The organism is Microbacterium meiriae, from assembly GCF_032364335.1.
Classification (GTDB): domain Bacteria; phylum Actinomycetota; class Actinomycetes; order Actinomycetales; family Microbacteriaceae; genus Microbacterium; species Microbacterium meiriae.
The window spans coordinates 785,056-806,349 of sequence record NZ_CP133984.1 but is presented as its reverse complement, the minus strand read 5'-3'; the positions used below and the strand labels follow the sequence as shown (position 1 = coordinate 806,349).

The 21,294-nt window shown below is 71.1% G+C and carries 22 protein-coding genes; 5 read left to right on the top strand and 17 right to left on the bottom strand.

All coding sequences use genetic code 11. The features are described from left to right. Positions 1-9 precede the first annotated feature (9 nt). From RI211_RS03795 to RI211_RS03780, 4 genes are read right to left on the bottom strand one after another with little or no spacing between them, the layout of a single operon-like run. The gene (locus RI211_RS03795) at positions 10-1,518 is read right to left on the bottom strand and encodes a glycoside hydrolase family 3 protein (protein ID WP_315637286.1); all 1,509 of its coding nucleotides are present in this window, start codon (positions 1,516-1,518) and stop codon (positions 10-12) included. Further along, positions 1,515-2,348, bottom strand: a complete 834-nt coding sequence (locus tag RI211_RS03790) for a carbohydrate ABC transporter permease (protein WP_187663354.1) — start codon at positions 2,346-2,348, stop codon at positions 1,515-1,517. Before RI211_RS03790 ends, RI211_RS03795 begins: the two co-directional genes overlap by 4 nt. Further along, the gene (locus tag RI211_RS03785; RefSeq protein ID WP_187663353.1) at positions 2,345-3,319 is read right to left on the bottom strand and encodes a carbohydrate ABC transporter permease; all 975 of its coding nucleotides are present in this window, start codon (positions 3,317-3,319) and stop codon (positions 2,345-2,347) included. The genes RI211_RS03790 and RI211_RS03785 overlap by 4 nt, the downstream gene beginning before the upstream one ends. 15 nt (positions 3,320-3,334) lie before the next feature. Continuing rightward, positions 3,335-4,624, bottom strand: coding sequence for a sugar ABC transporter substrate-binding protein (locus tag RI211_RS03780; RefSeq protein ID WP_259952977.1), 1,290 nt, complete (start codon positions 4,622-4,624; stop codon positions 3,335-3,337). 147 nt (positions 4,625-4,771) lie between these two features. On the opposite strand from RI211_RS03780, the gene RI211_RS03775 reads away from it, so the two are divergent. From RI211_RS03775 to RI211_RS03760, 4 genes are all read left to right on the top strand, one after another. After that, the gene (locus RI211_RS03775; RefSeq protein WP_315637283.1) at positions 4,772-6,037 is read left to right on the top strand and encodes an LCP family protein; all 1,266 of its coding nucleotides are present in this window, start codon (positions 4,772-4,774) and stop codon (positions 6,035-6,037) included. Positions 6,038-6,068: 31 nt separating this feature from the next. Then, positions 6,069-6,929 carry a spermidine synthase gene (locus RI211_RS03770; RefSeq protein WP_315637281.1) on the top strand — a complete coding sequence of 287 codons (861 nt, stop codon included), beginning with the start codon at positions 6,069-6,071 and terminating at the stop codon, positions 6,927-6,929. An 81-nt stretch (positions 6,930-7,010) separates the two neighbouring features. Further along, entirely contained in the window at positions 7,011-7,538 is a 528-nt protein-coding gene (locus tag RI211_RS03765; protein WP_187663349.1) for a hypothetical protein, read from the top strand. 44 nt (positions 7,539-7,582) lie between these two features. Further along, the gene (locus RI211_RS03760) at positions 7,583-8,071 is read left to right on the top strand and encodes a SprT-like domain-containing protein (RefSeq protein WP_187663348.1); all 489 of its coding nucleotides are present in this window, start codon (positions 7,583-7,585) and stop codon (positions 8,069-8,071) included. A 31-nt stretch (positions 8,072-8,102) separates the two neighbouring features. Here the strand turns inward: RI211_RS03760 and RI211_RS03755 are convergent, their stop codons facing one another. The 12 genes from RI211_RS03755 to RI211_RS03700 form a co-directional block, all read right to left on the bottom strand. After that, complete coding sequence (locus tag RI211_RS03755; protein WP_315637278.1) at positions 8,103-8,618, bottom strand: DUF3054 domain-containing protein; 516 nt, start codon at positions 8,616-8,618, stop codon at positions 8,103-8,105. A gap of 26 nt (positions 8,619-8,644) precedes the next feature. Further along, a complete protein-coding gene (locus RI211_RS03750) occupies positions 8,645-9,307 on the bottom strand; it encodes a 2-phosphosulfolactate phosphatase (protein ID WP_259952971.1) in 663 nt (220 codons plus the stop codon). Positions 9,308-9,325: 18 nt separating this feature from the next. Then, entirely contained in the window at positions 9,326-10,786 is a 1,461-nt protein-coding gene (locus tag RI211_RS03745; protein WP_259952970.1) for an ABC transporter permease, read from the bottom strand. Continuing rightward, entirely contained in the window at positions 10,783-11,544 is a 762-nt protein-coding gene (locus tag RI211_RS03740; protein WP_136051761.1) for an ABC transporter ATP-binding protein, read from the bottom strand. The genes RI211_RS03745 and RI211_RS03740 overlap by 4 nt, the downstream gene beginning before the upstream one ends. Positions 11,545-11,711: 167 nt before the next feature. Next, entirely contained in the window at positions 11,712-12,347 is a 636-nt protein-coding gene (locus RI211_RS03735; protein WP_060922342.1) for a response regulator, read from the bottom strand. Continuing rightward, positions 12,344-13,525: a sensor histidine kinase gene (locus tag RI211_RS03730; RefSeq protein ID WP_315637273.1), complete on the bottom strand. Its 1,182-nt coding sequence runs from the start codon at positions 13,523-13,525 to the stop codon at positions 12,344-12,346. The genes RI211_RS03735 and RI211_RS03730 overlap by 4 nt, the downstream gene beginning before the upstream one ends. Positions 13,526-13,579: 54 nt before the next feature. Next, the gene (locus tag RI211_RS03725) at positions 13,580-14,371 is read right to left on the bottom strand and encodes a class I SAM-dependent methyltransferase (protein ID WP_315637272.1); all 792 of its coding nucleotides are present in this window, start codon (positions 14,369-14,371) and stop codon (positions 13,580-13,582) included. A gap of 105 nt (positions 14,372-14,476) precedes the next feature. Continuing rightward, on the bottom strand, positions 14,477-15,628 hold the full coding sequence (locus tag RI211_RS03720; RefSeq protein WP_315637271.1) for an AMP-binding protein: 1,152 nt from the start codon (positions 15,626-15,628) through the stop codon (positions 14,477-14,479). 25 nt (positions 15,629-15,653) lie between these two features. After that, the gene (locus RI211_RS03715; protein WP_102208055.1) at positions 15,654-16,574 is read right to left on the bottom strand and encodes a 1,4-dihydroxy-2-naphthoyl-CoA synthase; all 921 of its coding nucleotides are present in this window, start codon (positions 16,572-16,574) and stop codon (positions 15,654-15,656) included. Between the two features lie 5 nt (positions 16,575-16,579). Next, positions 16,580-17,539 carry a permease prefix domain 1-containing protein gene (locus RI211_RS03710; protein ID WP_315637270.1) on the bottom strand — a complete coding sequence of 320 codons (960 nt, stop codon included), beginning with the start codon at positions 17,537-17,539 and terminating at the stop codon, positions 16,580-16,582. A gap of 1 nt (position 17,540) precedes the next feature. Continuing rightward, entirely contained in the window at positions 17,541-17,873 is a 333-nt protein-coding gene (locus tag RI211_RS03705; protein ID WP_187663339.1) for a PadR family transcriptional regulator, read from the bottom strand. A 262-nt stretch (positions 17,874-18,135) separates the two neighbouring features. After that, positions 18,136-19,374: a Fic family protein gene (locus RI211_RS03700; protein ID WP_187663338.1), complete on the bottom strand. Its 1,239-nt coding sequence runs from the start codon at positions 19,372-19,374 to the stop codon at positions 18,136-18,138. A gap of 275 nt (positions 19,375-19,649) precedes the next feature. Here RI211_RS03700 and RI211_RS03695 point away from each other — a divergent pair, with 275 nt between their 5' ends. Further along, on the top strand, positions 19,650-20,636 hold the full coding sequence (locus tag RI211_RS03695) for an o-succinylbenzoate synthase (protein ID WP_315637268.1): 987 nt from the start codon (positions 19,650-19,652) through the stop codon (positions 20,634-20,636). Here the strand turns inward: RI211_RS03695 and RI211_RS03690 are convergent. Next, positions 20,633-21,259 carry a TetR/AcrR family transcriptional regulator gene (locus RI211_RS03690; protein ID WP_259952956.1) on the bottom strand — a complete coding sequence of 209 codons (627 nt, stop codon included), beginning with the start codon at positions 21,257-21,259 and terminating at the stop codon, positions 20,633-20,635. The genes RI211_RS03695 and RI211_RS03690 overlap by 4 nt on opposite strands. Positions 21,260-21,294: the final 35 nt, after the last annotated feature.

Sequence of the window (21,294 nt, the reverse complement as noted above, 5' to 3'; positions counted from 1 at the left end):
GATCCCGTCTCAACCGGCGGCGGTCGTCCTCTGTCGGGGCACGAAGCGGCCGAGGAGCGCGTCCCGCGCGGTCTGAGCGCCGAGCCGGCTGGCGGCACCGACCTCGATGGTGGGCAGCGGCAGCGGCTCCTGTACGGGCAGGCCGACGTTCACCACGACAGCTCCCGGATCCCGGAGCGCGGCCCGCTCGATGAGTGCGCGCTGCGCCGGCTCCGCATCCGGCCGGTCCACGAGGACGACCGTCGTGCCTGTCGCCGCGGCGACCTCGTCGATCACGGCGTCCTGCTCGTCCACGGTGCGCGCGGCCACGTCGAGCCGCACCCGGACGCCGTCTCCCGCGAGCGCATCGGCCACGTAGGAGGCGGCGCTGTCCACCGCGAGCGTCGAGCGACGTCGGGCGTCGATCACCGCCAGGGCGTCGGCGGCCTCGGGGGTGTCGCCGGCGAGGGACACGGACCGACGGACGATCTCGGCGGCGTCGAACGCGGCGATCTCCTCGTCCGAGGTGTCGCTCGTGCGCAGCCGGGTGGCGAGGGCCGACACCCGCGCGGCGGCCTCCTCGACGCGCTCCCGGGAGAGCGAGCCGTCACGCAGCGCGGCCACGATCCCGTCGCGGGCGGCGAGGAAGTCGCGGCGGTCCTGGTCGGGAAGGGCGGCGTCGCCGGGGTTGGTCGGGTTTCCGATGCACAGGAGATCCGCGCCGGCGGCCAGAGCGAGGGCGGCGCCTCCTCCCAGCCCGACGGTCTCGCGGATCGCGGCCATGTCCAGCGCATCGGTGATGATGACGCCCCGGAAGCCCCACTCCCGCAGCATGCCGAGCACACGCGGGTTGAGGGTCGCCGGCTGCGCGCCCCACGCGGGGACGACGATGTGCGCGGTCATGATCGCGTCGACGCCCGCCTCGACGGCCGCCCGGAACGGTTCGAGGTGCACACGCTCGTACTCGGCCACGTCGAGCGCGATCTCGGGAAGCGCGTGGTGCGAGTCGAGGTGGGTGTCGCCGTGACCGGGGAAGTGCTTGACGCACGCGGCGACGCCGCCGTCCTGGATGCCGTCGACCGTGGCGACGACGTGGCGCGTCACCAGCGCCTCGTCGGATCCGAACGAGCGCACGCCGATGACGGGGTTGCGCGGGTCGGTGTTGACGTCGGCGACCGGACCGAGCACCACGTTCGCACCGACGGCGCGCACGCGACGGGCGAGCTCCGCGCCGGTCCGCTCCGACGCGACCACGTCGTCGAGGGCACCGAGCTGCGCGGCGCCGGGAAGGGTCGAGCCGCTCCCGGACTCCAGACGCGTGACGCTGCCGCCCTCCTCGTCCACGCCGATCAGGGCGTCCGGGTTCGCGTCGAGGATCTGCGCACTCAGCGCGGGCAGTCCCTCTCCCACGTTCTGTCCGAAGTACACGACTCCGGCCAGGCCGTCGCGCAGCTCCTCCACGAGCCAGGCGGGCGCCGTGGTGCCGAGGAACCCGGGCCAGAGCACGCCGTTCGCGAGGCGCTCGAGCTCGTCGGTCATCCCTTCACCGCTCCCGCGACCATGCCGGCGGAGAGCCGGCGCTGCACGATGACGAAGAAGATCATGACGGGCACGGTGATGATCGTGGAGGCGGCCATGATGCTGCCCCAGTCGTTCGAGTACAGGCCGAAGAACGACTTGAGCCCGATCGAGACCGTGTACTGGTCGGTCTGCGCGCCGAGGATCGTCATGGCGAAGATGAACTCGTTCCACGCCGTGATGAAGCTGAAGATGCTCGTCGCGACGAGGCCGGGCATCACCAGGGGCAGCAGGATGGAGCGGAACATCCGCCACCAGCTCGCGCCGTCGATGTAGGCGGCCTCCTCGAGCTCGACTGGGACGGCCGCGACGAAGCCGCGCAGCATCCAGATGCCGAACGCGAGCGACAGCGCAACGTAGACCACCATGAGGCCGATGATGCTGTTGAGCAGACCGAGGCTCTTCACCTGGAGGAACAGCGGGATGACCAGCGCCTCGAGCGGCACCATCTGCACCACGAGGATCATCATCAGGACCGTGGTGCGGAACTTGAAGCGGAAGCGCGCGACGGCGACCGCCGCGAGCAGGCAGACGATCGCGCTGACGAGCACCGTGACGAGGGCCACGATGGCGGAGTTGCGCAGGTAGGTGCCGAAGCCGCCCTCGGTGAGCACGAAGGCGAAGTTGTCCCACGTGAACTCCTGCGGGAGGAGCGACTGCCCACCGCTGGAGGCCTTGCCGTCGAACGCGCTGGAGACCATCCAGTAGACGGGGAACAGCGTGAAGATGAGGACGGCGGCGACGCCGATGCCGAGTCCGATGCGCGACCGGAGCCTGGGGCGGGGGTTCACAGCTCGTCCTCCTTCATGAGCGAGCGGATGTAGACGATCGTGATGCCGATCAGCACGAGGGTCAGCAGCACCGCGAGCGCGGCGCCGAACCCGTAGCGGTTCTGACCGAACGACTCCACGTACGACCAGACGCCGAGGTTGAGCACCTGACGGTTGCCGCCGCTGCCTCCGGGCATGAGGTAGACCTGCGCGAAGACCTTGAAGTCCCAGATCGTCGACAGGATGATGACGACGGAGAAGACGGGCTTGAGCGTCGGGAAGATGATCTTCCAGAAGCGGCGCCACGCGCCGGCCCCGTCGAGCGCCGCGGCCTCGAGCATCTCCTTCGAGACGCCCAGGAGGCCGGCGAGCACGGTGATGGCCACGAACGGGAAGCCGTGGTGGACGACGTTCAGCAGCACGATCGCGTAGAACGACCACTGGTTGGTGAACCAGTTGACCTGACCGTCGATGAGGCCGAGGTCCTGCAGGACGCTGTTGAAGATGCCGCGGTCGGCATCGAAGATGAAGGTCCAGACGTACGTGCCGGTCACGGCGGGCATCGCCCACGCGACCATGATGCAGCTGGAGACGATGGTGCGCCACACGGTGCCCAGCCGCGCCAGGAGCAGCGCCACGAGGGTTCCGAGTGCGACGGTGGTGAACACCGCGACGGCCGCGAAGCCGACCGTGTTGGGGAGCACCACCGTCCACAGGGTCGGATTGGTGAGCGCCTCGGCGTAGTTGTCCAGCCCGATCCAGTTGCTCTCACCGGTGTTGATCTCGCGCAGACCGTAGTCCTGCAGCGAGTAGAGGAACACCTGCACGAGCGGCCAGAGCATCAGCCCCGCGAGGATGATCAGCCCGGGGGCGAGGAGGAGCCAGGGGCGGGCCGTGACGATCGAGAGACCCCGACGCTTCCGGCCGCCGGCCACGGAGGCGGAGGAGGGCTCCGCCTTCGTGGCCGGCAGTGGCGCTTGCACCATCGACATGGAAGGAATGGTTCCTTACTGGTTGAGCAGTTCGGTCATCTCGGCAGCGGCGTCCTTCGTCGCGGTCGCGACGTCCTTCTGCCCGCTGAGGATGGCCTGGATCATGGCGTTGGTGGTCTTCTTCGCCTGCACGGCGCCGAAGTTCGGCGTGACCGGGACGGACGCGCCGCCGTCGACCATCTGCTCGGCGAACGGTGCGACGAGCGGGTCGGTCGAGGCGAGGGCCTCCTCCATCGCGGACTGGACGCCCGGGAAGTAGCCGGTCTCGTCGGACCACTGCTCGGCGAACTCACCGGTGGTCATGAGCTTGACGAACTCCCACGCGAGGTCGGCGTTCTTCGTGGTGTTGAACACCGACAGGTGCGAGCCGCCGAGCACGGAGGGCGCGATGCCGCCGTCCTGGCCGGGGATCACGGCGGCGCCGATCTTGCCCTCGAGCTCGGGGTTGGCCTCGATGAGGGCGTTCGGCGTCCAGGAGCCGGAGAGCATCATCGCGACGTTGCCCTGCGTGAAGGCGTCCCGGAGGTCGGTCTCCTTCCACGTGGTCGCACCGGCCGACGAGAAGCCGTGCTCGGTGGCCAGACCCGTGTAGAACTCGATGCCGGCCTGCGACTCGGCGCTGTCGAGCTCGCTGGTCCAGGTGTCGCCGTCCTTCGTGGCGATCTCGCCGCCGGCGCCCCAGACCCAGGGGTAGACCTGGAACTCGGCGTCGCCCGCGACGGGGAAGGGCAGCATGTCGGGCTTGGCGGCCTTGATGGCCTCACCCGCGGCGACGATGTCGTCCCAGGTCTTCGGAGCCTCGAGACCGAGCTCCTCGAACACGTCGGTGCGGTAGACGATGGAGCGGACGCCGGCGTACCACGGCATGCCGTACAGCTCGTCCTCGTAGGTGCCGGCGACGGCGAGGCCCTCGACGAGGTCGTCGCGGAGGCCGTCCTCGGCGTCGACGTACTCGTCGAGCGGGAGGAGCGCGCCGGCGTCGGCGAACTCCGCGGTCCAGGTGGTGCCGGTCTCGGCGATGTCCGGGGTCGTGCTCCCGGCGATCGAGGTCACGAAGCGGTCGTGGGCGTCGGCCCACTGGATCTCCTCGATGGTGACCTTCGCACCGGTCTCCTCCTCGAAGGCCTCCGAGACCTTGTCGTAGAAGGCGGTCGCGTCGGGGTTGGTCCCCTTCATGATCCAGACGGTCAGCTCCTGGCCCTCGCCGTTGGTCGAGCCGTTGTCACCGCTGCCGCCGGCACAGCCGGCCAGAGCGATCGTGGCGACGGCGCCGAGCGCCACCGCCGGAAGAATGCGCTTGTGCATGGGGGGATCTCCTCTTTGAAAGTCCAGGTGTGCATCGGGTGCGTACCGGGGATAGGAAAAAGTATTCACGACTAACTAATTCCCTGCAAGTTCCTCCCAGAATCGTCACACCGCCGTAACATCAGGCCTCCGGGGTAGGCTCCCCGCATGCCCCGACGTGGATCTGACGCCGACCGCCGCCCACTCCCCCGGCATGCCCCGCACCCTGCACGCGGACGCGCGTCCCGCGTGCTCCGCGGGCTCGGGATCGGACTCGCCGTGGTGCTCGTCTCGACCGCGGCGGTCGCCGGGTTCCTCGTCTGGGACGTCTTCAACCGCGTGGGCGACGGGGCCGTCACCCTGGAGGGTGCACCGCAGGTCGACCCGCCCACCCTCGGCGCGTATCCCGACGACAAGGCCTTCAGCATCCTCATCGTGGGCACGGACGAATGCGGCCCGAAGGCCACCGCGCTCTTCGATGAGCGCTGCGCCGAGGCGGACGGCCTCAGTCGGAACGACGTGAACCTCCTCGTGCACGTCTCCGCCGCCCCGCGGAACGTGACCGTCGTCTCCCTTCCCCGCGACCTCGGCGTGCCCGTGCCGGAGTGCACCCGCGAGGACGGCTCCGTCGCGTCGGCGATGGAGAAGGCATCGATGAACTCGCTGTTCGAGCACGCCGGCCTCTCCTGTATCGCGAAGACCGTGAGCGAACTGGGTGACATCCCCGTGGAGTTCGCCGCCAAGATCAGCTTCGACGGCGTCATGGCCGTCACCGATGCGATAGGCGGGGTCGAGGTCTGCATCGCCGGCGACGGCATCCGCGACCGCCACACGGGCATCGACTGGCCGGCGGGCATGCGGACGGTCTCGGGCGTGGAGGCGCTCCAGTTCATCCGCACCCGGCACGGCGTGGGGGACGAGAGCGACCTCGCCCGCATCTCCAATCAGCAGCAGTACATGTCGCGACTGGCCAAGAAGGTGCTGAGCGAGGAGACGCTGACCGACATCCCCAAGGTCCTGCGGCTGACGAACGCCATCGCCGACAACATCGACCCCAGCGACGAGCTCGCCGACCCGCTGCGGCTGGCGCAGCTCGCCCTCGCTCTCAAGGACGTGAGGTTCGGCGACTTCGCCTTCGTGCAGTACCCGAACGTCGTCGACCCGTTCGACGATGACAAGGTCGTGCCCGACGAGGACGCCGCCGCCGCGCTCTGGGATGCGGTGCGGGCCGGCAAACCGCTGCAGCTCACCGGAGACGTGACGACGCACCGCGGCGTGGAGCTCGTCACCCCCGCTCCCACGGCGCCGACGGCCCCGGAGACGGATCCCGGTCCCGAGGCGACCGCAACGCCGGATGCCCGCGCGACCCTCCCGCCGGAGGTCTCGGGCCAGACCCTCGAGCAGGAGACCTGCGCGGTGGGCAACCAGCGCTGACCCGAGGCGGGCGCGGCGTAGGCTCGACGACATGGGACGGACGCGATCACGGGATGCCGAGCACCCGCAGACCCGTCTCGACCACGGCGGCATCGCCCGCATCCTCCCCTCCGAGTTCACGAGCGGCTTCGAGCTCGTGGTCGATGACACCCCGCAGTCCCATGTCGATCTGGACGACCCCACCCACCTGCACTTCGAGTACATCGTGCGGATGGGCGCCGTGATCGACCAGCTCCGCCCCGGACCGCTCACTGCCGTCCACCTCGGCGCCGGCGCACTGACGATCCCCCGCTACATCGACGCGACGCGGCCGGGGTCCCGCCAGCAGGTCATCGAGCTGGAGGCCCCGCTCGTCCAGCTCGTCCGCGAGCACCTCCCGCTGCCGAAGGGGGCGGCGATCCGCCTGCGCATCGGCGATGCCAGGGAGGGAGTCCGCAAGCTCCCGGCCGCCCTGCACGCCGCCTGCGATCTCGTCGTCTCCGACGTGTACTCGGGCGCGCAGACCCCCGCCCACCTCACGAGCGTGGAGTTCTACCGCGAGCTCGCCGCGCTGCTCGCGCCCGGCGGGGTGCTGCTGGTCAACGTCGCCGACGGCCCCGGTCTCGCGTTCGCCCGTCGACAGGCCGCGACGATCGCCGAGGTCCTTCCGGAGATCGGCATCCTCGCCGACACCCAGGTGCTCAAGGGCCGCCGCTTCGGCAATCTCGTGGTGGCGGCATCCGCCGCGCCGCTACCGACGGAGTGGCTGCCGCGGATACTGGCCGCCGGCCCGCACCCCGCGAAGATCGCCCAGGGGGACGAGGCCCGCGCCTTCCTCCAGGGGGCCCGCATCGTCACCGATGCCGACGCGGTCGCCTCCCCGCGCCCGGATGCGTCGCTGTTCCTGCGCTGACCGGGCGCGCCGCCCCGAGGAGCGCGGAAGCGGCAGGCAGACTGGACGGGGACAGTCGCGGGGACGCGCGGAAGGAGAGCAATGAGTTTGATCCGGGGATACGACCAGGAGAGCCTCCGCGAACGCGTCGACCTCGATGAGTGCGCCGCCCGCCTGGACGAGATCGAGGAGCAGCGGAGCCTTCCCGCCCTGCTCGAGCGCGTGTGGCTGCTGAAGGTGCTCGGTCGCCTCGACGACGCCCTCGTCCTCGCCGACGAGGCCGTGCGGCAGGCCCGCATGGCTGGCACGCGCAAGGACGTGCTCCGCGCCCGCGTGCTCCACGCCACGATCCTGCAGTACCGCGGGGCCCACGCCGCCGCCGAGCAGGAGCTGGCCACCTGCGCCACGGAGGCCGAGGGCCAGCGTTGGCTGTCGATCGCCGCGTTCGCCTACCAGCACCACGGCAAGAACGCCTACGACGCGGGAGACTACGAGACCGCGCGGGAGAGCTTCAAGCAGTCGCTGTTCCTGCGGCGCGAGTCCGGCGCCGAGGACCGCGAGCTCGAGACGGTGCTGCTGGCCATCGAGGCCGTGGAGCGTCGTCGTCCGGCGCAGCTCGTCGCGGGCTGACGCCGATGCGCCTGAGTGTCCGCGGCATGCCTTAGCCTGAGCGCATGGCGGAACTTGACCGCGTGCGCGTCTGGGGCGAGGCACTGATCCGGTTGCATCTCGACGACAGTTGGTCGTTCGACTTCGACCATGCCAAGCGTCGCGCCGGGCAATGCGACTACACGCGCAAGCGCATCACCGTGTCGCGGTACCTCGCCGCCCGTTTCGAGGACGACGACATCCATCAGGTGCTGCTGCACGAGGTCGCGCACGCGCTCGCCGGGCACAAGGCGGCGCACGGTCCGGCGTGGAAGCGCGTGGCGCGCGACCTGGGCTACGTCGGCGGTACGACGCATCACGGGGAGACCGCGGTCGAGCTCGCCCCCTGGGTGGGGCGATGCCCGGCCGGACACGTCACGTACCGTCACCGGCGCCCGACGCGAGCCACGTCCTGCGCCCGGTGCTCCCGCACATTCGACGCGCAACATCTGTTCGCCTGGACGCGTCGTGAGATCACCACCGACGCCCGGCTCGCGGCGCAGGCGCCGCGCTGAGTCCTGCCGGAGCGGCGCGAGCGGAACCGTGTCAGGCCGACGGGCCGCCGGGACGGGCCTGCTCATCGGAGGCGGATCGGTTCTCCTCATCGGGCGTGTGCGCCTCATCCTCCGGCGCCACCTCTTCGGCGACCGGTGCGGCCTCCGGAGCGGGCACGGCGGAGTCCTCCGCCGTCGCAGCCGCCGCGGTCACGCGTCGGCGACGGACGAGCGCGGTGAGCCCACGCCAGCCGAGCAGGAACACGCCGAGCACGAGCGTCGCCACGATGATGAAGGGCAGCTCCGCGGTGTCTCCGCTGAGCAGCCGCAGCAGCATGCCGCCGACGACCGTCACCGCCCAGACCACCGCGCCCCACGGCAGCGACCACGGCCGACGCGGGCGCCCGGGGAGCAGCGCCGCGACAGCGTGCCCGAGCAGCAGGGCGACGAGGAAGGGCCAGGCCGTGAGAAGGAACCCTGCCGGGTCCTCCTGGTGGGAGGCCCGGCCGATGGCGGCGAAGACGAGGACGAGGACGGCGTCGACGAGGAGAGCGGGGAGGAACCTCATTCCTCGACCCTACGCGGAAGGCGCGCTCACTCGTAGCGCGTGAACCGCCCGTCGCGCAGGACGGGGACGGTGTCCGCGGCATCGAGGACGGCCGCGTCGGCGGTGCTGGTCGGCTCCAGTCCGGCGGCCCGGATCCGATCGGTGGCCGGGACGCCGGCCTGCAGCTCGCGTCCGGAACCCGTCGCCCCGATCAGGTGCTTCACCGCGCGCCGCAGGGCACGGAAGCCCTCCGCTGCCACGGCCGCGTCCGGCGCCGTGTGGTCGATGCCGAGGTCGGTCAGAGCCGCGGCGATCGCGCCGGCCCCGAGCTGGTCCTCCACCGCGACGCGCAGCTCCCCCGCGGCGTCGAGCTCCCCCGCCGGGATGAGTGCCACCGAGGTGCGGCCCTGCCGGCGCTCCTGCTCGACCTGCACGGCCCTGGCCACGGCACCGGCGTTGCGGATCGCGCCCAGCAGGACGGTGGCCCCGGTCGAGGCGGCGGCATCGGCCACCGCCGCCCCGTTCCGCGACCATCCGAGGGCTGTCGAGAGGTCGACGTCCGTTCCCGCGGCCACCGCGTCGACGACCGTCGAGGAGAACCGGAGGACGTCGATCACCACGACGACGTCGGCCGGGGCGAGGCGGGCGAGCCCTGACACCCCCCAGTCGAGTCGGACCTGGTACGGGGACTGATCGAACGGCGACGGCATCCGTCCAGCCTAGAGCCGTCAGTCGGCGGCGAGCGCCTCGACCGGAGCCACCCTGGTCGCCAACCGGGTGGGCGTCGCGGCGGCCACGAGGGTGAGGAGCGCCGTCGCGGCGACGATGATCACCACGGGGAGCCACGGCACCTGCGGAGCGATCAGCCCTGCGGGCGTGAACTCCGGCAGGACCGGCACGGAGCCCAGCAGCGACTGGGCCGCGATCCACCCGTAGAGCACCCCGAGCACGAGCCCGGTGAGGGTGGCTGCCACCGTGATGTGCGTCGCCTCCAGCAGCACCATGCGGCGCACCTGCCGGTTGGACAGGCCGATCGAGCGCAGCAGCCCCAGCTCGCGACGACGCTGCACGACGCCGATGGTGAGGAGGTTGACGAGGCCGACCGCCGCGATCACCGCGGAGACCGCGACGAGCACCATCATGATCGCCGCGAAGGCGTCGTAGGGCGCGAAGAACTCGGCCGGGATCTCCTCCGTGGTCTGGCTCGTCATGAGGCGCTTCGACGACTCCAGCGCCACCGCGAACATCGTCACCAGGGTCACGCCCATGACGACGCCGATGGCCATCCGCGACGACCGCTCCGGGTACCGCAGGGCGTTCTCGGCCGCGAGACGGGCGGTCGCGCTCGACCCGAACATCCGCCCCACGAGCCGGAGCACCGGCGGCATGAACAGCACGGACCCCAGGGCCAGCCCGGTGAAGGAGAGGATGCCGCCGAAGAACGCGACCACGACCCCGAGCGGCGTGACGAGGCCGAGGACGACCCCGCCCGCGAGCAGAGCAGCGCCGGAGATCAACAGCACCCAGGCCCCGACATGGCGGCCCTTCCGCCCGGAGACCTCGTCGCGCGTGCGCTCCACCGCGCCGCCCAGAGCCTGCAGGGGGGTCACCGCGAGGACGCGGCGGGAGCCCACCCATGCGGCGGCCCACGTGGTGAGCGCGACGCCGACCGCCGGAAGGGCGAGAGCGGGCTGCGCGAGCGAGAAGGACGACGGCGCGGTGGCGACGAGCTGTCCACCGAGCTGCACGGCGGCCGCGGAGAGGAGGAGGCCGGCGAGCAGCCCGAGCCCTGCTCCGAGGAGCCCGACGACGAGGCCCTGCCGGCCGACCTGCGCCCGCTGCGATCGCGCCGTCGCCCCGATGAGACGCATCAGCGCGATCTGCCGCGTGCGTCCCGCGATGATCGTCGAGAACGTGTTCGCCGTGACGATCGCCGCCACGTACATCGCCACCGCCGTGAGCAGCACCGACAGGATCGCGACGACGACCGCGAGCGTGCCGCTGTCGCCGATGAACGGATCGGCCTGGAGGACGGCGCCGATGTAGGCCGTGATCTCGACGAGGAACACCCCGAACGCCGACGACAGCGCGGCGACGAGGACGCTCGCGCCCATGCCGCGGTCGCGGAGCCAGGCCAGCCGGGGTCCGGTCGTCCGCGTCTCCGGGACGACCGTGGTGAGCGCGGTCATGCCGACACCTCCGCGGCGAGCATGTAGGCGGAGATCTGCTCCGCGGTCTGCCGCGGGTGGTCTGCGACGATGCGCCCATCGCCGAGGTAGAGCACCCGATCGGCATGGCTGGCCGCGATCGCGTCGTGCGTGACCATCGCGATGGACTGGCCGTGCTCCCGGCTGGCGGAGGCGAGCAGGCGCAGCACCTCCCGTCCGGTCTGGGAGTCGAGGTTGCCCGTGGGCTCGTCCGCGAACACCAGGTCGGGGGCGGTGGCGAGGGCGCGGGCGATCGCGACGCGCTGCTGCTGTCCGCCCGAGAGCTGGTGCGGCCGGTGCCCGAGGCGCTTGCCGAGGCCGAGCGTCTCGATGAGACCGTCGATCCGTGCCCGCTCGATGGCGCTGGGCCGACGGCCGTCGAGCTCGAACGGCAGCAGGATGTTGCCGAGGGCGTCGAGCGTGGGGACGAGGTTGAACGCCTGGAAGATGAACCCGACGCGGCGGCGGCGCAGGATCGTCAGGTCGAGGTCGCCGAGGCCGGTGATCTCGGTGTCGCCGATCCACGCCCGCCCCTCCGTCGGGCTGTCGAGGCCGGCCATGATGTGCATGAGGGTGGACTTGCCGGATCCGGACGGGCCCATGATGGCGGTGAACTGTCCGCGGCGGATGCCGACGCTCACATCGTCGAGCGCGCGGACGGTGCCCTCGCCCGAACCGTAGGTCTTCTTCAGGTGCTGGACGCGGGCGGCGAGCCCGAGGTCGGTGGTCGTGATCTCCATGCTTCCGACGCTATTTCCGCGCCCGGTCCCCCCGCGTCGCCCTCCGGGAGCATCCCGATACATCGGGAGGATGATCCCCCTCCCCTCGACCCACCCCCGTGCGTTCGACCCACCCCTCTACGGCCCGCCGCAAAGGGCCGGGCCGAACAGAAGGGGGTGGGTCGACGTCAGGCGAGGCCGTGCTCGAACGCGAACACGACGAGCTGCACACGGTCGCGGAGCGCGAGCTTCGTGAGGATGCGGCTGATGTGCGTCTTCACCGTGGCCTCGCTGAGGAACTCCCGCGCGGCGATCTCGGCGTTCGAGAGGCCCCGGGCGGCGAGCGCGAAGATCTCCCGCTCCCGCTCCGTCAACTCGGCATACTGCGGGGGTACCGGCTTCGGAGCCTCCGCGAAGTGCTCGAACAGCTCGCGGGTCGCCGACGCCGCGATGACGCTCGACCCCGCATGCACCGTCCGGATCGCCGCGAGCAGGAACTCCGGATCGGCGTCTTTGAGGAGGAAGCCGCTCGCCCCCTGCCGGATCGCCCGCGCCGCCGCCTCGTCGAGGTCGAACGTGGTGAGCATGACGATGCGCGGGGGCTCCGGACGGGACAGGATCTCGGCGGTCGCGGTCAGCCCGTCCATCACCGGCATCCGGATGTCCATGAGGACCACGTCGGGCCGGGTCGCGGCGACCACGGCGAGCGCCTCCTGCCCGTTCCCCGCCTCCCCCACGACCTCGAGGTCCGGCTGGGAGGCCACGAGCATGCGGATACCGGCACGGAACAGCGCCTGGTCGTCGACGAGCACGACTCTGATCACTGCGGGGCTCCGATCGGAAGGCTGCTCTGGACGACGAACTGCGCACCACGGCGCTCGGCTTGCAGACTACCGCCCACGAGCTGCGCCCGCTCGCGCATGCCGATCAGACCGTGTCCCCCGGGCGCGCCCGGCGTCGACTCCGGCGAGATGGCGTTGCGCACCTCGATGTCCACGCGATCAGGGAGCCACGCGAGATGCACGTCCACCGCGCCGTCGCCGTGGCGGATCGCGTTCGTCAACGCCTCCTGGAGGATCCGGTAGACGGCGAGTTGGATCGCCCCCGGTGGCTCCCCCGGAGGCATCGGGTCGACCGTGACCCGCGGCTCGATGCCGGCCTGGCGTACCTGGGCGAACAGCGACTCGAGGTCGGCGAGGGTCGGCTGCGGACCGTCCCCCTGCCGATGGCGGAGCTGGGTGAGGAGCATCCGCACATCGCTCAGGGCTCCGCGGGCGGTCTGCGCGATCGTGCCGAGGGCCTCCGTCGCGATCTCGGGCTTCACCGCCGCGGCGTAGCGCGCGCCGTCGGCCTGAGCGATGACGACCGCGAGCGAGTGGGCGACCACATCATGCATGTCCCGCGCGATGCGCACCCGCTCCTGCTCCTCGGCGGCTAGGGCCTCGGCCTGCAGCTGCGCCGAGCGCGTGCGCCGGTTGCGCAGCACGACCCGCCAGAGGAGGCCGCACACCCACGCGAACCCGAGCGCCATGATCGAGGCTGCCACGAGCAGAGTGCCGCCGGTCACGAGCTCCCACCCGCTGCCGGAGCCGAACGCGACGCCCCCGACGAAGACCAGGTACAGCGAAGCGACGATGCCGCCCACGATGACGGAGCCGAACCCCCACCAGAGCACGCGGCGCGACCCCCACGCGGACGTCGCGTACAGCACGAGGAGGATCGCGAAGTCGGTCGGCAGCGGTCCGAAGCCGGCGAGCATCTGCACGATGGCTCCGGCCCAGGCGGCGGCGAGCGCGAGACCGGGAGCGAGGCGTCCGATCGCCACCCCGCCGAACAGGAACACCGACGACGAGATCAGCCCGATGACGTTCACCGCGGACGAGCCGGCCAGCTCCGGCTGCGGGGCGTAGAACACGACCCCGAGCGGCGTCAGGAGCGCGAACAGCAGCACCGCCCCGACGATGTCGAGGACGAGGCCGGTACGGGACAGCGGACGGATCACTCCCCCACGCTACGCGAGCGCCCGGGGACCGGCATCCGTCGCGGGATGTATCCGTCAGGCGCGGGCGAGGATCTCCCCGTGCGGCACGAGGAACCAGCCGTCGCCGTCGTCGGCCCAGCGCTTCCAGGCGTCGCTGATCTCCTGCAGATCGGCGCGCGTGGCCATGCCCTGGTCCACGAGCTGCCGCGCGAGCGCCGACTCCAGGATGCGGTCGGCCCACATCCCGCCCCACCAGGCGCGCTCGGACGGGGTCGCGAAGCACCAGGTCGACGCGGTCGCCGAGACGTCCTCGAAGCCCGCCGCCCGCGCCCAGGACAGCAGGCGGCGCCCGGCGTCCGGCTCTCCGCCGTTCGTCCGGGCGGCGGCGCGGTACAGCGCGAGCCAGCGGTCGAGCTCCGGCAGGACAGGGAACCACAGGAAGCCCGCGTAGTCGGCGTCGCGAGCGGCGACCAGTCCCCCGGGCTTCGCGACCCGACGCATCTCCCGCAGCGCCTGCACCGGATCGGCGACGTGCTGCAGCACCTGGTGCGCGTGCACGACGTCGAAGGAGTCGTCTGCGAAGCTCAGCGCGTGCACGTCCTCGATGGAGAAGGCGATGTTCGCGACTCCCTGCGCCGCGGCGAGGTCCCGGGAGAGGGACAGCGCGGCGTCGTCGATCTCGGTCGCGGTGACGTGCGCGACCACTCCCGCGAAGTCCACCGTGATCGATCCGGGCCCCGCCCCCACGTCGAGGAGCCGGGTCTCGGCCGTGAGGTGCGGTCGCAGGTACGCCGCCGAGTTCGCGATGTCCCGCACACTGTGCGAGCGGAGGACGGATTCGTGGTGTCCATGCGTGTACGAGGCCATGCGCTCAGTCTGGCACTCCTGTCGACCCACCCCTCTGCGTGTGTCCCGGCCCCTTCCGAACGCCCGTATGGGGCCGGGACGGCGCGAAAGGGGTGGGTCGACGGGTCAGAGGGAGGCGACCATGCGGCGGATCGCCTCGCGGTCGGGCTTGCCTGAGGAGAGGACGTCGAGCTCGTCCACGAGGATCAGACGGGACGGACGGGCGTGGGCGCCGACTTCCCTGGCCACCGCCTCCCTGGCCTGGGCGAGCTGCTCGGACTCGCTGCGCCGCAGGGCCTCCCCGCGCGCCGCGACGATGACCGAGGCCTCCCCCCAGCGCTCGTCGTCGACGCCCACGACCACGGCCTGATGCAGCCCGGGCACCGAGCGCACGATCCGCTCCACCCGGTCCAGCGAGATGTTGATGCCGCCGGACACGATCACGTTGTCGGCGCGGCCGTGCACGCGGACCACACCGTTCTCGACGAGACCGAGGTCTCCCGTCCGGTACCAGCGGATGCCGTGCTCGTCCCTGGCGAACGTGCGCGCGGTCAGCGCCGGGTCCCCGAGATACCCCTCCGCGAGCAGGGGGCCGGCGATCCGCAGCTCCCCGTCGACGGCGCGGACGTGCACGGTGTCGAGCGGGACGCCGTCGTACACGCAGCCGCCACTGGTCTCCGTCGAGCCGTAGGTCCGCACGAGACGGACCCCGAGGTCGGCCGCCCGCTCCCGCAGCGGATCCGGGAGCGCCTGCCCGCCGACGAGGATCGCCTCATAGGCCCGCAGTGCCGCGAGCACCCCCGGCTCCCCTGTCGCGTCGAGCAGCGTCGCGATCTGCGCCGGGACGAGGGAGGTGTAGAGCGCGGGGACGACACCGGCGGTCGTGGCGTGCAGCATGCGCCGCGTGGCCTCGGCGAACGCGTGCGGCGTGAACCGCCCCTCGATCCGGGTCGGCTCCGTGCCCGCGAGGATCGACCGCACCATCACCTGCAGCCCCGCGACATAACCGGCCGGCAGGGCGAGCAGCCAGCGCCCGCTGCCGATCCGGGCGGCGGTGGCCTCCGCGCTCGCCCGCAAAGCCTCGCCGCTCAGCGCCACCCGCTTCGGGACGCCGCTGGATCCGGAGGTCGCGATCACTGCGGCGATGCCGTCGTCCACCTCCGCCGGAGCGTCGGCGAGCATGCCGAACCCGAGAGCCGGTCCCTCGTCGAGCGCCCGGAGCAGCGCCTCCCGCAGCAGCGTGGTGTCCTCGGCGTCGGTTGGGATCAGCGCGGTCACGGTCGGCTCCGTCTCTCGTGCGGACTCAGTAGTGCCAGGGGAAGGACGACCAGTCCGGGGCGCGCTTCTCGAGGAAGGAGTCCCGGCCCTCCACCGCCTCGTCGGTGCCGTAGGCGAGACGGGTGGCCTCTCCCGCGAACACCTGCTGGCCGACGAGGCCGTCGTCGACCGCGTTGAAGGCGAACTTGAGCATCCGGATCGCCGTCGGCGACTTCGTCAGCACGGTGCGCGCCATCTTCAGCGCCTCACGCTCGAGCTCGGCGTGCGGCACCACGCGGTTCACGGCGCCCGCCTCGTAGGCCCGCTGCGCCGAGTACTCCTCGGCGAGGAAGAACACCTCCCGCGCGAACTTCTGCCCCGTCTGCCGGGCCATGTAGGCGGAGCCGTACCCGGCGTCGAAGCTGCCGACGTCGGCGTCCGTCTGCTTGAAGCGCGCGTGCTCGGCCGATGCGATGGTCAGGTCGCACACCACGTGCAGCGAGTGGCCGCCGCCGGCCGCCCACCCGGGGACCACGGCGATGACGACCTTGGGCATGAACCGGATGAGCCGCTGCACCTCGAGGATGTGCAGCCGCCCGACAGCCGCAGCGGACGCTCCGCTGACGACGGCGGTCTCCGCATCCGAGTACTTGTACCCGTCGCGGCCGCGGATGCGCTGATCGCCGCCGGAGCAGAACGCCCAGCCGCCGTCCTTCGGGCTCGGTCCGTTGCCGGTCAGCAGCACCGCCCCGATGCGCGCGTCCTGCCGCGCGATGTCCAGGGCGCGGTAGAGCTCGTCGACCGTGTGCGGTCGGAAGGCGTTGCGCACCTCGGGCCGGTGGAAGGCGATGCGGGCGACCCCGCCGTCGCGGCTCACGTGCGCGGTGATGTCGGTGTAGTGCTCGGCGCCGGGCGCGAGTTCCCACTCGGCGGGATCGAACAGGTCGGAGACGAAGGCATCGGTCACGGTCTTCAGCCTATTCCCCGGGCACGCGCCGTCTTCATCCACCCGTCGACGATGTCCCAGGCCGGGAAGGCCACGAGGCAGACACCCGTGATCACCGTGAGGACGCGCATCGTGTCGGCATCCACCCCGTTGCCCGTGAACACCAACTCCAGGAAGGCCGGGTTCAGCAGTTCGCCCCGCAGGAGCAGGGTGAGCGCCCACACCGCGAAGGCGACCGCGAGGACGGTGTTCACGACGGCGGCGGCGACGGTCCACCGGCGGCGCGCGTACACGGCGACGGCCAGTCCGGCCTCGGCGATCATGAGCGCGAGGAGGATGCCGATGCCCACCGGCCAGAGCGCGGGCGCCAGGATCGGGATCGGGTCGCCGCCGGTCGGGAAGAACCCGAGCGTGGCGTCCCACACGATCGCACCGATGCCGGCGAGGAGGAACACGAGCGAGGCGATCACGTCGGCGCGGGCGGCCCCGTGCTCCGTGGGCTCGGGGAGCTGATCGACGTCCCATCGCACCCCGGTGTCCGCACCGGTGCGCTCCAGCACGACGAAGACGAGCGTGACCCAGAAGCACAGGTGCACGATCACCGACAGCGTGACGGAGACGACCGCGCCGATGACCTCTCCGGGGCCGGCACCGTTGATCAGCTGTCCGATCGCGACCCCGACGGCCGCGAACGGCGGCACGATGAACAGGAGCAGCTTCAGCAGCCGCCACCAAGTGAGGTAGTACCGGGGGCCGATGAGGTGCAGCGGCCGGTCGGCGTATCCGGCGGCGAGGATGCCCGGGTCGCCGAGGTCGGTGAGGACGGCCCGTTCCGCTTCCTCCGGGCTCTCGCCCTGTTCCCGCCTCGCGTCGACGGCGTCGGCGATGGCGGCTTCGAGCTCGGCGCGGACCTCGTCCTGCGCCTCCGGTGCGAGGCTGCGGATCGTGGCGCTGATGTAACGCTCGGTGAGCGTGCTCGTGGTCATGTCAGTTCTCCTCGGGGGTGAGGGAGGCGATCGCGCCGGTGAGCGCGCGCCATTCGTCGGTGAGGGTGTCGGCCAGCCGGATGCCGGCCTCCGAGGTGCGGTAGAACTTGCGAGGACGGGCCTCGTCGGTGTTCCACTCGCTCGTCAGGTATTCCTGCTTCTCCAGACGACGGAGCAGCGGATAGAGCGTGTTCGCATCGGTGGCGAAGCCCCGGCTCTCGAGCTGCTCGAGCAGCGCGTACCCGTACTCCGGCGTGCGCAGCAGCTGCAGGCATGCCAGGACCACCGTGCCCCGGCGCAGTTCCTGCAGGTGCGTGTCGAGCGTCTCGTTCATGTCGATCACATTACTGTGCGGCACACACTATCGTCAAGGACACTTATTCGTGCGATCCACCCTTCACCCGTCCACTTCGCTCCCCGCCCACAACGCCTCACAGTCGCCTGAGCGGGGGTGGCGCCCTCCCCGGTCTTGCGTCGCCGCGTCGTGAAGCTGAGCGGCAAGCCAGCGATTCTGCACGCCCACAGCACGTGCACCAACGACGTGTGGTCGTGGGCCCACCGGCAAAGGGCGGTTCCGCGCCCAGCTGCCTCTCGATTCAGCGGATCGTCATGCGGCGGATCTCCGCGGCATAGGCGTCAAGCACGCCGAAGATGCCGCGATGCTGCCAGACGCGGTTGCGACTCTTTCCCGAGGTCTCGGTCAGGACTCCTCGCTCCGTCAGCGCGTCGAGCGCGCGCAGCGCCGCCATCTCCCCGAGACCGAGCTCCGCCATGAGGTACTTCGTGTTCACGGCGGGCTGGCCGACGAGGTAGGGGAGCACCTTCCACGCCGCGGCATCCGCACGGATGCCCTCCATCTTCTGACGTGACTCGTCGAGCTGCTCCACCAGGTCGTCGACGAGCCCGGTGCCCGTCTTCGCAGCGATGCGGCTGGCCATCGCGAACTCGCGGACGATCGGGCCGGCGTCCCCGTCGCGGAACGCTCCGAGGGCTGCGAAGTAGCGCTCGGTATCCACGAGAAGTCCCGCGGAGATCGGCACCGCGGTGGACCCGACGAGCTTCTTGTTGCGCAGGATCGACTGCGCCAGGGCGCGCCCGGTGCGACCGTTGCCGTCAACGAAGGGATGGATGGTCTCGAACTGGGCGTGCGCGACGGCCACCTGCACCAGAACCGACACATCTTGACGGTCGATGAAGGAAACCAGATCCGCGATCGCACCGGGGATGCGGTCATGATGTGGGGCGACGAACTTTGCGAAGCGGGGGCCGGCGTTCCCGGTCCCAATCCAGACCTGCTCCCGGCGGTAGCGGCCGGCTTCGTGCTCGAGACCGCGCTGATGCGTCAGCAGCGCGCGGTGCATGGCGAGGATGGAGTCCTCGTTGATGTCGTCGGCCATCCGGAGCGCGGCTTCCATGGCGCGGACGTTACCTATGACCGTCAGCGCGTTCGCCTTGTCGCCCTCTTCGATCTCGGCCAGAGCGAGTTGCTTCGCCGAGGTCGTCAGCTGCTCGATCTGCGAGCTCGACGCCGACTCTGTGCGTAGCAGGATCGCCGTCATCGGGCCGAGGGCGGGGTTGTCCATGCCGAGCTTCTTCTGCGCGTGCTGATCGAACTCGACCAGTTGGCGCGTGGCATCCTCGACGTCGGCCGAGTCTTCACCGGAAAGTAGGGGATGCCACTGAGCGATCGGCGACGTGACGGTGGCGTCGTACGGACCCGTCTGGCGCGACACCTCGGCGCGGGAGAACATCGCAGGGGCGCGCGGCACCCACTCGAAGGTCTCGTGGGAGACGGCTTCGATCGTAATGGGTGCGGGTGCAGCTCCTGTTGCCATTCCCTCAGTTTACCAACATTTACCGCACTATCTGTTGGTTACGCGTCGTCGAACCATCGGAACAAGAGGACGTCGTGGCGAAGCGGGACCGGACCTGCAGGCACCCGGCGGGGGGAGACGGCGTGCCCACCGCTTCGGCGCGGCGGTCGCCCCTGAGAATCCGAGCGTCGGCGCGGCCTTTCCCTGGGGTCACGCGGTGCTCTGCGTGCCGTTCAGCGTCGTGGAAGATACTCGCGTGCGACATCATCGCGGCGGAGGTGGCGCACAATGAAGTCATGATCCCCGCCGTCACGGAGCTCCTCGATTCCGCCCGCGTCGTCGCCCTGCCGATGCAGACCCGCTTCCGCGGCGTCGACACACGGGAGGCCCTGTTGTTCGAAGGGCCGGAGGGCTGGGCCGAGTTCTCCCCGTTCGTCGAATACGACGACGCCGAGGCGGCGACCTGGCTGGCCGCCGCGATCGACTACGCCTACGCACCCCAACCCGCACCGCTGCGCGACCGCGTCGGCGTCAACGCCACGGTGCCGGCTGTCGACGCCGCCCGCGTGCCCGAGGTCCTGGCGCGCTTCTCCGGATGCCGGACCGCGAAGGTCAAGGTCGCCGAGCCCGGCCAGACACTGGCGGACGACCTCGACCGGGTCCGTGCCGTCCGTGACGCACTCGGGCCGGAGGGACGCATCCGGATCGACGCCAACGGTCTGTGGAACGTCGACGAGGCCGAGCACGCCGTGCACGCGCTCGCGGCGTTCGATCTGGAGTACGTCGAGCAGCCGTGCGCCTCGGTGCCCGAGCTCGTCGAGCTCCGACGGCGGATCGCCTACATGGGGATCCCGGTCGCGGCGGACGAGAGCATTCGGAAGTCCGGAGACCCCCTCGCCGTGGCGCGCGCGGGAGCCGCGGACATCGTCGTCATCAAAGCGCAGCCGCTGGGCGGGCTCACCCACGCATTGCAGATCGTCACCGCGGCCGGCCTGCCCGCGGTCGTCTCCAGTGCCCTGGACACCGCGATCGGCCTGACGCAGGGAGCCGCCCTGGCCGCCGCCCTCCCGACCCTCGACTACGACTGCGGTCTGGGCACGGCCTCACTGTTCCAGGACGACGTCGCCGACCTCCGCCCCGTCGACGGGGCGATCCCGGTCGGACGCCTGTCCCCCGACCCGGCAGCCCTCACGCGCCTCGCCGCCGCGGACGAACGCCGGGAGTGGTGGCTGGCCCGCCTCGCCCGCTGCCACCACGAGCTGCTCGCGAACCGCAGCGCCTAGGACTCGACGAGGAGTTCCACGAGCCGCCCGAGTTCCTCGCCCCCGGAGTGCCGCAGCGCCGCGTCGTCGCGGCCGGCCATGGCGCCGCGGACGGTCATGCCCTCCCAGAGGATCATCAGCATGCGCGCCGCATCGGTCGCGGGCAGCCGGAGGCGCAGCGTCCCCGCCGCCTCCACGATGTCCTCCACGATGCGTGCGATGCTCGCCACCATCTCGCGCTCCTGGGCGAGGTAGGCCTCGCCGAACTGCGGATCGCGCAGGGCCCGGATGCGGATCTCGCTCATCAGCATCACGCCCAGACGGTCGTCGCTGCCGAGCTCCATGATCTGCTGGACGAGATCTGTCGGGTCGCAGTCGTCGGCGAGCTCCCCGTCCGCCCGCATCTGCTCCACGCGAGTCCGCACGGCCGCCACCCTCGCGTCGGCGACGCCGGCCGCGAGGGTCAGGAACAGTTCGTCCTTCGAGTCGAAGTTCGAGTAGAACGCCCCGCGCGTGAAGCCGGCGCGCTCGCAAACCGCCTCAACCGAGGCGCCGTCCAGACCGACCTCGGCGAACACCTGCGCGGCGGCCTCGAGCAGACGCGCCTTGGTGTTCTCCCGGCTGCGGGTGGCGGGTGACGACATCGGAACCTCCTGGCCTTCCCTCTCGACTATTCACA